This is a genomic window from Chryseobacterium vietnamense, from assembly GCF_031454475.1.
Lineage (GTDB): Bacteria > Bacteroidota > Bacteroidia > Flavobacteriales > Weeksellaceae > Chryseobacterium > Chryseobacterium vietnamense.
Window position 1 is genome coordinate 31,701 of record NZ_JAVDQX010000004.1, and the last position, 14,746, is coordinate 46,446.

General features: G+C 34.6%; 10 protein-coding genes. All 10 read right to left on the reverse strand.

What is annotated here, in order from left to right:
• Nucleotides 1-7: 7 nt before the first annotated feature.
• Entirely contained in the window at nucleotides 8-907 is a 900-nt protein-coding gene (locus J2786_RS17270; RefSeq protein WP_052187103.1) for a TIGR01777 family oxidoreductase, read from the reverse strand.
• Nucleotides 908-997: 90 nt separating this feature from the next.
• On the reverse strand, nucleotides 998-1,651 hold the full coding sequence (locus tag J2786_RS17275; protein ID WP_310026275.1) for a YqjF family protein: 654 nt from the start codon (nucleotides 1,649-1,651) through the stop codon (nucleotides 998-1,000).
• 69 nt (nucleotides 1,652-1,720) lie between these two features.
• A complete protein-coding gene (locus J2786_RS17280; RefSeq protein ID WP_047433709.1) occupies nucleotides 1,721-2,197 on the reverse strand; it encodes an SRPBCC family protein in 477 nt (158 codons plus the stop codon).
• Nucleotides 2,198-2,340: 143 nt separating this feature from the next.
• Nucleotides 2,341-3,003: a class I SAM-dependent methyltransferase gene (locus J2786_RS17285; RefSeq protein WP_047433710.1), complete on the reverse strand. Its 663-nt coding sequence runs from the start codon at nucleotides 3,001-3,003 to the stop codon at nucleotides 2,341-2,343.
• Nucleotides 2,996-3,940: a hypothetical protein gene (locus J2786_RS17290; RefSeq protein WP_047433711.1), complete on the reverse strand. Its 945-nt coding sequence runs from the start codon at nucleotides 3,938-3,940 to the stop codon at nucleotides 2,996-2,998. Before J2786_RS17290 ends, J2786_RS17285 begins: the two co-directional genes overlap by 8 nt.
• A 77-nt stretch (nucleotides 3,941-4,017) precedes the next feature.
• On the reverse strand, nucleotides 4,018-4,710 hold the full coding sequence (locus tag J2786_RS17295; protein WP_156121541.1) for a hypothetical protein: 693 nt from the start codon (nucleotides 4,708-4,710) through the stop codon (nucleotides 4,018-4,020).
• A 10-nt stretch (nucleotides 4,711-4,720) separates the two neighbouring features.
• The gene (locus J2786_RS17300) at nucleotides 4,721-5,224 is read right to left on the reverse strand and encodes a GbsR/MarR family transcriptional regulator (RefSeq protein WP_047433713.1); all 504 of its coding nucleotides are present in this window, start codon (nucleotides 5,222-5,224) and stop codon (nucleotides 4,721-4,723) included.
• Between the two features lie 171 nt (nucleotides 5,225-5,395).
• Nucleotides 5,396-9,916: a TonB-dependent receptor plug domain-containing protein gene (locus tag J2786_RS17305; RefSeq protein WP_047433714.1), complete on the reverse strand. Its 4,521-nt coding sequence runs from the start codon at nucleotides 9,914-9,916 to the stop codon at nucleotides 5,396-5,398.
• A 3-nt stretch (nucleotides 9,917-9,919) separates the two neighbouring features.
• On the reverse strand, nucleotides 9,920-12,688 hold the full coding sequence (locus J2786_RS17310; protein WP_047433715.1) for a hypothetical protein: 2,769 nt from the start codon (nucleotides 12,686-12,688) through the stop codon (nucleotides 9,920-9,922).
• A gap of 64 nt (nucleotides 12,689-12,752) precedes the next feature.
• Nucleotides 12,753-14,669 carry a vWA domain-containing protein gene (locus tag J2786_RS17315; protein ID WP_047433716.1) on the reverse strand — a complete coding sequence of 639 codons (1,917 nt, stop codon included), beginning with the start codon at nucleotides 14,667-14,669 and terminating at the stop codon, nucleotides 12,753-12,755.
• Between the last annotated feature and the right edge of the window lie 77 nt (nucleotides 14,670-14,746).

Sequence of the window (14,746 nt, forward strand, 5' to 3'; positions counted from 1 at the left end):
GCAAACATTAGGAATCCAAGAGATTAAGAATCGCTTCATCAAATGTAGAATATGAAAACCTAAATCCGTCTTTAGTAAGTTTTTCAGGATACACATTTCTGCTTTTTAAGAGTAATTCTGTTTCTGTTTTCATGAATAGGGATGCTACTTCCAGCTGCCATACCGCTGCATTGAGTCCAAACGGCATTTTCATTTTATTTCTCAGTTTTTTCATCATATTCTGATTGGAAAGAGGAGCGGGAGCAGTCACATTCACTATTCCTGAAATAGTCTGATGCTGAATAATCCAATCCACCGCTTTACAGAAATCTTCAATATGAATCCAGCTTACCCTCTGGGTACCTCTTCCCTGCTTTCCTCCTAAACCCAGTTTTGTAATCATTTTCAGTTTTGGAAAAGCTCCTCCATTTTTCCCCAGAACAATAGAAGTCCGGAGGGCAACTTTTCGTATTTCATCATTTTCAACTTTAAAAAATTCTTTCTCCCAGCTTTTGCAGATATTCATGGAAAAATCGTCTCCGATAATTCCGTCTTCTTCTGTATTAAGGTGTTTTTCAGAATGAACATAAATGGTTGCCGAACTTGCATTTAACCATATTTTTGGCTTTTCAGCACACTGATCTATTGCCTTTTGTAATACTCTTGTACTGTTGATCCTTGAGGAATAGATCTCCTTTTTATTGTTCTCATGATAGCGGCAGTCTACAGATTTTCCTGTCAGATTGATCAAAACATCTGCTTTCTCAAGACTGCTTTTCCATTCACCTATTGTTTGGGCATCCCAATAGATTTCATTTTTACGTTGAGGATTGCGGGTCAGAATGCAGACCTGATTTCCTTTTTGTGTAAAGTATTTTTCCAGGTTTTCACCGAGAAATCCGGTTCCTCCGGCTATGATTATTTTCATTATTTTAAAGTTTAAGGGTTGGGATTCAATGTTTAAGGTTTTAACCACAGATTTCGCAGATTTTCACAGATTATTGAGGATTGTTTATTTTTAGCTGATATATTTTTTGGTTTTGACATGAACTTCTGAGCCTTCGGCAAGCATTACTGAAAGAGGTTTCTGATCATTCAGATGTTTAAAATCAATTCCATAGATTTTTTGAAAATCTATTTCTAAATGGTATTCTTTAACAGTATAACAATCCCATTTTGGGTGGCAGACTTCATATTCTGAGGTTGTATTTTCTTTTTTTGTAAAGCCAAAATAATGCTCTGTGATGAATTCAAATTCTGAGTTTTCTTCCATTGGCTTTGCTTTACTTTCAGCCATAATCTGAATGGAATGCCAGTTTTTATCTTTCCACGAATAGCGGATTAGCAGTTCATCCTCTCTTTTTTCAATCTGATTTTTCATGGGCATTGTATGATAATTTTCTTTGTAAATAGAATTGGCGACCAGGCTTAATGCAGGCTTGGGAACAATTTCCTTGATAAACACCACTCCCCGTTTCCAGATTCCCTTTTCTTTTTTCTTTACATAAAACCTTAGATTCACTTCTTCAAAATTGCGGTGAAAAGGAATCGGTACTCCCAAGAGTCTGGTATTTAAAAACATGAATCCCACCAGACTTACGTAGCATTTGCCTTTATAAAAATCGAGTTCTGTTCCTTTGGGTAAATAAGGTAGTAAAATATCAGGATCAATTTGTTAGTTAATGATGGCCAGTTTTCGCCATTCTGCTTTTAAAAAATTCATCATACTCTTTTTTTTGGATTAAAAAATGGCTATCCCTTCCTGGATGGAAGATTCTGCAATAGTCTTGATCATTTCATTTCTTTTGAGCAGAAAACTCTTGAGATAGCCTCTAAGAAAAACTGCGTTAAATAATTTTCCTATGATGCCGAACGGCGATTCGAATTCAAAAATATCTGTCATTAAGGTATTTCCGTTTACGGATTTAAAAATATGCCTGTGGCGCATGGATTTAAAAGCTCCTTTCTGCATGACATCAATAAACTGAAACGGTTTTTCCATGCTGATAATTTTTGTGGTGAGATTTTGATAGACTCCGAGATGTTTTGCGCGCCAGGTTACAGTTTCATTTTGTTCAATCAATCCGGAGGTGCGTCCTGCAATTGCTCTTTCATGGGATTTTGAGGTAGACTGCTGATGCAGGTCAATATTTCTTGCCAGATCAAAAACATAGTGAATATCTGCTTTGATGACTGTATTTAAATAAATTGTTGACATTTTTTAATGGTTTTTAAGCTTATTAATTCTATAGTTTACAATGATCCTTTTCGTCTGAAATAAATAATCAGGAATAAGTGAATGAGTACATTTTTCATAATTATTATTTAATTTTTTTTTTGAATATGGTTTTGAATCAAAAATCAGTTTCGTTTTACATGAAGAATTTCAATAAGATCCAGATATCTTTTGTGAGATATGATGGAAAGTTCATTTTTGAGAAACTGGGCTTTAAGATCTTCAAGGCTTTTATTTTTATTGATATAATGGAACAGTTTTCCAAATTCGTTTCCAAAAATTTTTGTAACAAGAACTTCTATATACCACTTTACACAACTAAACCTCCACTTTGTTTTGGGTTTTACAAATTCTACAATGATAATTTCACCTTTCTCATCAATGATATTTGAAAGTCTATCTGCAAAAATCGGTTTCTGATCTTCTTCTATCGTCTTTGTCCCATAAGAGCAAAGGATAATGTCCATAGAATGATCGGGAATCTGGCTTTCGAAAAAATCGGTCTGGATCTGTTGTATTGACAGTTTATTTTTGAATGTTGCAGCCAGCTTCCTATGCATTGCTGAAGAAAAATCCAGTGCTACAATTTCTGTATTCTCATTGTGTGCCTTTATAAATTCTAAATTTTCTCCCTGCCCGCTCATCAAATCCAAAACTCTTTTATTTCCATAGTTTTTCACCTTTTGAACAGCCATCTTCCTGAACAGTCTTGTAAAGCCTAAAGATGCAATTTCATTAATATAATATCTGGGTTGCAGGTTGTCAAAATATTGTTGCAGATCATTCATTTTCAGATTGTGTTTTTATAGATTGTAATACATGGCTTTGCATTTTATCAATGATATAGCCGGACCATTTTTTCCAATACCAGGTAGGGGCAATTTTGTAACTGTATTTTGTTTTTGCAACTATCTTTGTTTTATTTTCTGATAACTTGTCTAAAGTAATTTTGCCATATTTCACAATAAAATAATCGTGCAAATGCTTAGCATCAATATTTTGATAAGGTGTTATTTCTTTCATTGGAACAGTCTGATTTTCCAAAGAGAATTTTACTTTTTTATTTTCTATGAACTCATCAATATTAAGTTGTAATTCATCATTATTGGTTTGGCAGCTATAGTTCAATTTTCCGTTTTTATTAACAAGCTTTATATTTTTTGGATAGCTGATTCCTTTTTCAAACAGAAGAAAATCAGGGGTATTGAAATTGATTTGTGTATTTAAAAGCTTCCACACTTTTTCATTGGAAGAATTCACAATCATTTCTGTGGTGATAATTTCTTCAATTGGTTTTGTATAGGTATCAAATATGTAAGATGCCGGATTGATAAAAAGAATAAATACTATCACACTTCCGGTATGCCGCTTTTCGTCAAATACTCCAATGATAAAACCAATATTGAAGCCTACGAACATTGCAAAGCCAATAAATGGAATGGCCATAATAATACAAATAGCTCCTTCCACGCCAGTTCCTATTAAAATCAGAGAGAAAATGACTAATCCCAGGACTATTTTTAAAATGGTCTTCAGAACATTCATTAATCCGACTTTTTTAAAATACTTCACATATCCGATGACAAATCCAATAGAAACCGGAATGGTAAAGAACATTGTTACTCCATATTCACCTTTGGCCACCAGAAAAAACCAGACTGCAACAACTAAAACAACAGTCAGAAAGAGACTTAAATAGAGATAACGTTTAAAAAAATTATTCATGATATTATAAGTTTTATATTTTCAGTAATTTTTGAAAATTAATTTGAAATAAAAAAGGATTTTCATCCTGATTTATTTTATTGTAGCTTATTCTTTTTTAAATAGTCTTTCAGTGTATACCAGATAGAAAATTCACAGGTCCCATCATAAATGGTATCTAATTTTCCTTTATGATAGAAAATATATTCATCTCTGGTAGTACAATCTCCATCTTCAGGAATTTCCCTTATTTTGTTTTCGGTTTTTACAAAATATGCCCATGCTGCTTTATCTATAGATTTCAAACTCCCGTTTTTTTGGCGAAGAAAGTAATTATTGTCTTTGTTAATAATCATTACTGAATCTTTATCCTGATGAAAACATCCTGTAGATCGAAATACCAATTTTGCTTCATCCTCTTCCAGGTTTTCAAAAATAGATATTTTATTTTTCTTTAATAAATAATCAGGAGTAATACTAACTCTATACGTTATAGATTCAACAACTTCTATTTCTTTTTTTATTGTTTCTCCAAAAATATTTTCATAAACAAATGAATATTTTCCCTCTTTTAAACTGTCAAGTTTTATATTGGAATTTAAGAAAGGAGCAGACTCTTCAGGTAGAATTTTGAAAATTTTTTCATCCTTATAGATTTCCATTTTATGCAAATCGTGACGCCTATTATCATACTTATCAGAGTTTTCTATATGAATATCGAAATTTGCCGTTACATTTTTCTGACAGCTCATCATAAGAGTTAAAAGACATAGTAATAAAAGATTTTTCATTTTTGAAAATTTATTTCAGCAGATTGGTAATCTTCCCTACCAGCCAGTGGTCATCACTTTTTATCGCCAGATCCATAATATTGTTGATCTTTCCGGTTACAGAGCTGAAATCATTCATCAGCTTGATAAATTCCTGCGCTTCTTCTGAATCTTTATCCTCAATATTTTTTAACTCTTCAAGAAAGGAAATGACAGGTTCTATCTCTCTTTTTCTTCTTTCTTTGGTAATTTGTTTGAACAGATACCAGACATCTTTTTCTGCTACGAAATACTCTTTACGATCACCTTTTACAAACTCTTTTTTCACGATTCCCCAGTCTATCAGAGCCCGAAGATTCATATTGGCATTTCCTCTTGAAATCTCCAGCTGCTGCATAACTTCATCGGTAGAAAGAGGTCTTCCGCTTGCCAAAAGCAATGCATGCACCTGTGCCATCGTACGGTTGATTCCCCAGTTGGTAGCAAAGGTTCCCCAGGTTTGAATGTATTTTTCTTTAGCTTCTGAAAGTTGCATCTTGTTCCGTTTTTAATTTCTGTAACAAATGTAATTATATTTTTTGAATTTTCAATAATTTTTGAAAATTAATTTTAAAAGATTATTCCTTTTAGAAAGATTTCTTATTATCCATGTCAAGGTTTAAAATCTTGACATGGATAAATGGATGTCTGTTTCAGTTTATAAAAACTAAGGCTCAATACTGGTTCTAATCCCTTGATTCCAATACTTAGCTTCTGGCATATAATAGAGGTAAACATTGCTTGATTTTCCTGTATACGTTCCGGCAAATTCTACTTTAAGATCAAGATTAATGGTCTTTGTTTCTTCAGCATTGAAATGTTCCCAGTATAACACCAGATAGTTGTCAAAAATTTCATAGTAAGAAACCTGTTTTTTATCAACCATATCTTTCAGTAAAGCATTTTGCAGAGTAAGTCCTGCAGGGATGCCAATCTTTGCTATGGTCATTGGCAGCTTACCGTTTATTTTGTTTTTGACGGTAATGGTCATTCTGTTCGTCTCTCCTATTTTTGACATTCCGGATTTTAATTTGGTCTCCATGGTAAGAGGAATATCTTTGCTTTCCGGAGCCTGTAGGGTGTAATATTGATATTGCAGCTTATAAGGCAATCCATTCTTATTTGGATAATGAATATTGATAGTGCTTTCTCCGGTTTTAAATGCTGATGCCACACTTATCATAGGTGAGATTTGTGCGTTGTTAATTGCAATCGATGGCTTTTCAGATCCATATAACTTGTCATTTTTAGAGAAAAACTCAGACAGTGCCTGTATTGCCAATGTGGTAGCCTGTGTAGAACCAAACCCGTAATATCCATTGAAATTAATAAGCTGATCAGCCGCTTCAGCGATTTTCAACTGATTGAGTTTCTCATCTTTCTGAAGTGCCATTATATATAATGATAGGGTTTCCGCATCGGCAGACCTTCCCCATGATCCTGTAAAAGTGATATTAGATTTTATATTCTTCGCTTCATACTGCTGGTTCAGTATCCTCATCAGGTCATCATATTCCTTTTGCTTTCCTAAGTGAGCGGCAGCATTGGCAAGCAAAGCCAGCTGATAAGAATCTTTTGTAGCCATAGCTCTTTTCAACATTACTTGAAAGGAATCTTCAATTTCATTTTTAAAACCCAGTTGAGATAAAGCATATACTACATACATATTTCTCGACCAGGAATACTCCGAAAAATCTTTTTTAGACTCATAAGGTTTTCTTACTTCGAATAATCCATTGGCATTCTTTTTCGACAAAATAAATGAAGAAAGTTCCTGAATAAGCTTAGCATCCGGATTTACATACTTCTTTAATCCTGTAAATTCCAATAATGCAAACGCTGAAAGAGCAACATCTGATTCCTCAGAACTGAAATATCCGAAACCTCCGTCTCTATTTTTATAACTCAGCAGCTTCTGGAAGCCTTTCTTCAGGTTTTTTACCACCTGATTCTCAGTTGCAGGGTCTATTTTTTTATTTGACTTTAAATAATCAAGAATAAAAATGTTAGGATACACGGTAGAAGAAAGCTGTTCAAAACATCCGTAAGGTTCTTTTTTCAGCTGCTCTATATCTTCAAACATCTTCAGCGCTGTACTTTCAAATACATAATATGAGGAATACAGGCTTCCATTGATATACTCCGGAATATTGATTTTGAGATCTTCGGTTTTATTATTGATCATGGAAAATTGATGGAGAAATCCTTTTTCCTCTACTTTAAAAGGAAGGATCATTGTTTCCCTGAATTCTCCCGATTTTATGGTAAACTGGATATTGGAATTCACCACCTCATCTGTCTGGATTCTGACAAATAATCTTCCTGATTCCAGAGGCTTCAAAGTGATAAGACTATCAGAACTGATGAGTTTCACATGGTTTGGAACAATAACATCCATGGTCATTTTACGGGTTTCGGGAGAATTATTTTTAATGACCACAGGAATTATCATCTGATCCGTTCTTGTCAGATACTGAGGAATTTTGGTATCTATCGAAATTAAGCTCTGCGCAGCATAGGTTGTTTCATCTCTTCCCACAAGTCCTGTTGCAGCAATCCCTTCTGTCATAATTCTGAAAGTGGAATTGGCATCCGAATTATAGAATTCTACTTTTGCTTTTCCATTTTTATCCGTTTCCACAATTGGATTCCAGTAAAGCGCTTCTCTGTAATCAAAACGGTAAGAGGTATTGGTTGTCTTATACTCAGGATATACAAATTCTCTTGATCCGGCATATGAAAGAAGTTTTCCATAAGGTAAAGCTTCGATGGCAAGATAAGATTTCGGAGTTATATCAAACTCTATTTCGGATTTTCTATTTTTAAGTGAAGTTACGATAATGACTCCATTCACAGCTCTGCTCCCGTAAATAGCGGTAGCAGCAGCATCTTTTAAAACGGTAATGCTGTTGATATCATTTGGGTTGATGGTGGTATTAAAGTTTTCGACGGGGACACCATCCACAATAAATAACGGATTTTTATTGGTAATGGAGGCCGTTCCTCTGATATTGATCTGTTCCCCTGCTCCCGGCTGTCCGGCACCTGTTACAACTACTCCTGCAACTTTTCCATTCAATACGGAAGTTACACTGGAGTTTTGAAGTTCCATAGAAGAAGCTACTGTGGTAGAAGCAACTGCTGCTTTATCTTTATTTATACCATAACCTAAGACTACTACTTCTTCAATACTTGTATTCCTTCTTACTGTATCCGTTTTTGATTTTCCAAGATTGTTTGACTGATTGGTATTGTTTCTGTTTTCTTTTTTTACTTCTTCTTTCCTTTCTGCCTCTTTTACGATTTCTTCAACATCTATATGGGTAAGTTTCTGTTTTACTAAGGGATTAATATCCAGATTATAAGATAAAATCTTTATCTTCAGCTGATGTTTAGGCAGGAAGGATCTGGCAATGATTTTATATGAACTTTCTGCATTTAAATCTGAAAAATAAAACTTTCCGTTTTCGGCAACAGTCTGTTTGAGGATCTTATTATTATGAGTATCCAAAAGAAAAACATCTGCCTTCACAGTTTTTTTGTTTTCATCTTCCACCACACCATAAATAGTATTTTTCTTTTCAGGAAGGTATTTGTATTTATTCGTTTTCAGAACTTCAGGAATAAATTCAAAATATCGGTAGCCGTTTGTAAGCATAACAAGATCTAAACTTTTATCAGCTTTGGGTTCTTTTTTATCGAAATAAAACTGTGGCTTTTCTATTTTACCTTTAAGCTCAGTGTCCATCAAAAGCCAGGAAACAATATGATTCTGCTTATCATCGGCGTAAGTCCATAGCTTATCATCTACCACACTCACTCCAAGGTTGGCCGGAACCGGTGTATTGTTTTCATCTTTAGTTTCAATATTCAGCATTACTTTTTCCCTTGGCAGGTAATATTGCTTTACAGGGGTAACTTTTACATTCAACTGATTTACTTTATTGGTAAAAACTATACGTTCTGCAAGAGGAATATTCTTTTCCAGAACGGTAAATCTGCAGATTCCTGTCGGGAAATCCTTTTCTGCTATTTCCAATGAATTTTTTCCCGTTTTTAACGAAATCACTTTGCTATACACTTCTTTTCCGCGGAAACTTCCCTGTATGGTAATTGTTTTTTCCTGAGTTGAGATGATAGTAAAAGTCAGATTTTTGTTTGCATTTTGAATATTTAAAACCAGTCCTTCATTGTTTGCTGCGGGGAGATTAAAAGTCTGGGTAATATTTTCCGGTTTTAAAACTTTTGCATAATAAGTTTCTCCTCTTTTAGGGGTAAACAGGAAACTTCCCATTCCAAAATGATAGGCTGAAATTTCTTTTATTTTTTCATGATTCTGATTGTAAACTACCAGATCAGCATCTACAGGCTTTTCAAACTCATCCAGAATTTTAAAGGCTATATTCTGTTCTATTCCATTGATAAAAGTTCCGCCTTCAGGTAAGAATTTCACATCGAGATTATTGAGAACAATGGGGATATTTCTGGAAATAGATTCTGTAAATCCGTCAAAATTCACTTTGATATTCAAAAGAGCATCAGAGGATTTTAACACTTCAGGAAGCCTGAAGGTCAATACTTTTTTCCCTTCTTTATCAGTAATGAGTTTTCCTTCTGATACGGTTTCTCCATTGTACGTTACCATATAATCAGCTTCATAAAAAGGGATGGGAAGGTTGCTCAGGCTTCTCATGGAAAAATCTGCAGTCACCTGATCTCCCGGTCCATATCCTTTTTTGGGAAAATCCAGTTTCATTAAAATCCTTGGAGAAACAATTTTCTGGAGGGTAATTTCTTTTTCGAAGGCATTTTTTCCTTCTTCATTCTGCATCCAGTTGGTAAAAGCTCTGATTTTATAGATACCCCCTTTCATGTCTTCCGCAAAATAAAAATCTCCCCGGGCATATCCATTGGTAATTTCATATTTTAATTTTTTTACAACATTTCCTGCCGGATCTGTTATTTCAAAATTGACGACTCTGCTTTCTTCGACCGGCAAATTATTATTTCCTTTTACGACATATATTTTAAAATACATTTGCTCACCAGGTTTATAAAAAACATGATTGGTCTGAACGTAGGTCTTTTCTTTTTCAAAATCCTGAAACGGCTGCTGACCTTTCACAGAAAAGGTTGAAAATAATAAGCACAGCAGGACGATGCAGACAGATATAAATTTGAGATTCATGAGTTAAAATTTAAGTGAAACAATACAGCCGAATGTTTTAAAGGAGGGCAGGTTAAAAAAGTCCAGGCCTCTTCCATTATTCATATCATAAAAATTCTGATTAGGATCTACTCCTTTATTAACCTGCCAGAGGAAAATATTATTTACATAAAAAGTCAGCCTGAGGGTCTGTTTATTCCTGTTAATCGGGAAATCTGAGGAAAGTGATATATTGTTGATTCTTACATAATCTGCTTTTTGAATATAATTTTCCGCCACACCTAAATAACCGTATCTTGACCATCTGTTTTCCAGAACATTCAGGTTAGGATCATAGAAATCGACAGGAATCTGGTTGACAGTTCCATTTGTATGTACGCCTTCGAAAATATAATTTTTTATGTTCCTTTCTTCTCCTGAGCTATAAGAACGTCCGTAATAATCAAGAACAGCCTGTGTTCCATTCCATAGCTGGCCTCCCTTTTTCCATTCCCAATTGATATCTAAAGACAGATTTTTATAGGTAAAACTGTGGTTGAATTTCATCACAAAATCCGGTGTAGGATCTGCAATAATTTTCATACCGTCTGCCTTTTTGGGGAATCCGAACTCATCAATAATCACTTGTCCGGATGCATTTCTTTCAAAGTAACTTCCCATGACAGCACCCAAAACCTGACCTTCTGATAGTGTTTTATAAATATCTTTAAATCCTGAAACCGCCAGATCCTGATATCCCGGAGCGACACGGTCTACAATATCTTTATATTTAAAAAATGAAACTTTATGGGTGGTATACATATCGTACCCCAGACGTAATCGTTCGTAAGCAAAATTGAATTCATATCCGCTGTACGTATGATCTGCTATATTTTTAAGTCGTAATTGATTATTTTCAAAAACTGGAAATATATCGTCACTATTCTTTTTACTAAAATATTCTCCATCTACACTGATATTATACCCAAGGTTCAGCCTGGCTCCAATTTTCCATTCTTTAGTATTGACATTGGACACACCTCTGAAACTTTCTACTTCCTGTACCGGAAAGTATTGATTGTAATTTTCTGCCTTCAGCAAAGTAGTAGAATACGAAGCATAGGATCTTGTTATTTCCGGTTCGGAGCTTAGTTGAGTGTAACTTCCCAGTAATTTAAAACTGTAGTTATACCAATTGAAGATCTGATTGAACTTCAAATAAAAGTTAGCCTTTGGAAGCCAATAATTATTTTTAAGGGAAGTATTGGAGATATAAAATGAATTCCCAAGATTAAAACCTGCTTCAAAATCATAATCGCGGATGTTCATATTATAATTAAAAATATGATCCTGCGAAGTTCTCTGATAGAGATATTTTTGATAGGTCAGGCTGTTATAAATATCAGCTTTTTTATCATTTAAAATAAAATTCAGGCTGAAAGTATTTCTAAAATCATAGTCTCCCAATGAATAAGAACCCTGTATATTGGAATGATAGGAACGGTTGTTTTGAATCCTTTCATTTGATATTCCGCTGATGAAACCATAAGTAGAAGGTTTATATTGATCCTGATTCCAGCTATTACTATTTTCATAGGACTGAGTGATATTCAGTTTAAAGTTATCCCAGTCTTTCGCTACATTAAGACTAAACTGCCTGTCCCGATTCCTAAACCGGTATTTACTATCCTGCTCAAAAAGGAATGAAGGATTGTCTGCATACCGGCTGTAGCTTCTCTGTGAGCCGTTGTTCAGGAAAATATTTTGCTCATTTGAAAATGAAACCGGTGTTAACAATGAGTTTTGGTAAGCTCTGTTGAACAACCCTATTCTATTGGTATTGGTTGCTTTGTTTTCTTCGTAATTAAAAGCAAGATTAATGTAATATCTACCCAAATCTGCATTCAATTTTGTTTTGAGGGTATTGGTAACATCAAATTGATCAATAAAATACATTTGGTTCTTCTGCTGTCCCAGATTCACTGAAAGCCTGATCTTTTCGCTGGAGCCTTCTTTTATAAACGCATTTACATTCAATTGATTATTGTAACCTACCGTAGTTTTAAAAAGGTTGTTATCATATCTTTGCGCACGCTGAAGTCCATTAACCCATGGAGTCAGTTTTCCATTCTGATTATACTCGTAAGGTAATCCGTTAAATCCAAGGGTTGATATGTCTGGTCCAAAGCTGAACATTTCATTCGTTTCAGGACCTTTCCAAACAAGATTTGCATTTTCAGATCTTCCCTGAACATACTTATTTTGAGTCTCCGGGACAGCATTTCTGCTTTTGATATCAAGAGATGTGGTAAAGCTTCCGTTAAACAGTAATGTTGTCTTATTGATCCTTTTTAAAACATAAACAGTATCGTTCTTTTGCTTTAATTTTCTTATGTCATCAAAATAAGAATGTGATCTTTTGCTGAGTTGGGTTTTAGCTTTTTCAATACTGAAATCGTCTTTAATTTCCTTTGAAACAAGACTGTCGTAAGCTTTACTGTAAATATTTTCAACACTTTTACTTCCTGTCTGATTTTCCAGAATCTCTTTTAGTTCCCTGAGTTCATAGGTAGAAATAACATGGGTGTTTTTACCTTGGTTCCAAACGAGAGTATCATAAGCTTTGGCCGCAATAATCGCAAATCCTTTCTCATCAGTCAGTTCATAAACCCCACTGTTTTTATTAGAAACCTTTAAAAAGTTCTGTGCTTTATCTTTAGTTGTTAAAAATTTTCCAGAATAATATAATTGTGAATTTTGTGCCTGTAATAAGGTAATTGTAAATGGCAGTAACAGCAGATAATTCTTTTTCATCGGTGATTAGTATGCTTAAAAATATAAAAAAAGAAATTTCCGGGGAAATTTCTTTTTTTATCAACTATTTTTGAATTGTTTTATAGCTCTCTATCAGTCCTATAAATTCGGAGCGATAGCCTTCTTCATCTTTATTTTTACCCTCTTTGGCGAGATTCTGAATATCAGAAAGATCTCTTTTCGTAATCAGTTCCGAGTTTCTTAGTACCAAACCGAACCAGGCTACGGAAGAAGCAAATTTGAAATCCGGGCTTATTGCTGCTGAAGATGCATTTTCTTTTTTAATCACTTTAGCGATTTCCATACTTTTGTTTCCATCAGGTTTTTTGTACCGGAATTTCACAGTTGCCAATTCATCTCCAAAGTTCTTCTTATCTGAAGTTTTAGAATATTTCAATTTTGTTTCTGCAGGAATAAATTCTGATTCTGTATTTACCGGAATAATTTCATATAAAGCAGTTACAGTATGTCCGCTTCCTAATTCTCCCGCATCAATCTTATCATTAACAAAGTCTTCATTTCTCAGTTTCCTGTTTTCATAGCCTATCAAACGGTAAGATTTCACAAATTTAGGATTGAATTCAATCTGAATCTTTACATCTTTAGCAATAGCGTACATGCTTCCGGCAAATTCTTTTCCTAAAAATTTATTGGCCTCCTGTATATTATCAATATAGGCATAATTTCCGTTTCCTTTATCAGCAAGCGTTTCCATTGTGTTGTCTTTGTAATTCCCCATTCCATATCCAAGACAGGTCAGGAAAATCCCTGTTTTTCTTTTTTGTGTAATTAAGGCTTCAATATCGGTATTGGAAGAAGGACCAACATTAAAGTCACCATCTGTTGCCAGAACGACTCTGTTGTTTCCTCCTTTGATAAAATTCTCCTTTGCCAGTTTATAGGCAAGCTCAATACCTTCTCCACCTGCTGTACTTCCTCCTGCCTGAAGATTATCCAACGCTTTAATAATTTTTTCTCTTTCTCCAGCTGACGTTGGGGGTAAAACCACTCCTGCACTTCCCGCATAGACTACAATGCCTACTTTGTCTTTTGGTCTCAGCTGTTTCAGCAAAACTTTAAGAGAAGACTTCAGCAAGGGAAGTTTATTTTCCTCACTCATTGATCCTGAAACATCAATCAGAAAGACAATATTCGATGCAGGCAGATTGTCCATAGGGATGTTTTTCCCCTGAAGGCCTATTTTAAGAAGCTTATGCTTTGGATTCCATGGAGATTTACCATATTCGGTATTGATTGAAAAAGGTTCTCCATTTGCAGGCTTTGGATAATTATATTTAAAATAATTGATCATCTCTTCTACCCTTACTGCATTTTTATCTACTTTATCTCCATACTTGATGATTCTCCGGACATTGGGATAAGAAGCATTATCCACATCAATAGAAAAGGTAGAAAGAGGCTGGCTGCTGGTCAGTTCAAATGCATTTTCAATAAATCCAGCGTACTCTTCATTATTATAACTAATATTCTTATCAGTTTTTTCAGGCTTCTGAACCTCTTTTTTTCCTCCAATGTGATGAGTATAAACTCTTCCTGGTTCATATAATCTCTTTGATAGGGAACTTTCTACTTCCATTGCAGTAACTGACTTTGGTTTCGGGCAGCCATTATATTCCGGCATTCCCGGAACCGTAGGACAGGCATCGTCTTTATCCAAAATACCATCACCATCTGTATCCGGCCACGGACAGCCATTATTTTCCGGAGGTCCGGGCACTGTAGGGCACGCGTCATCTTTATCAATAACATCATCTCCATCCGATTCTACCCACGGACATCCTTCATTTTCTACCGGACCGGCAATATCAGGGCATTTATCCAGTTTATTAGGAATTCCATCCTGATCCTTATCTTTTCTGACACTGTAAGTCTGTGGTTTCTTGTCACTTTCAGTGTTTTTTTGAGTTTTACAGCTTGTTAATGCCACAAGCCCTAGCATGGTTATTAGAATTTTTCTCATCTTTTTTCAAATTTCGGCAGGAAATTATTAAAATAAATTTAAACCTGTTAATAATTGTTAAATAAAACTTATTCCTT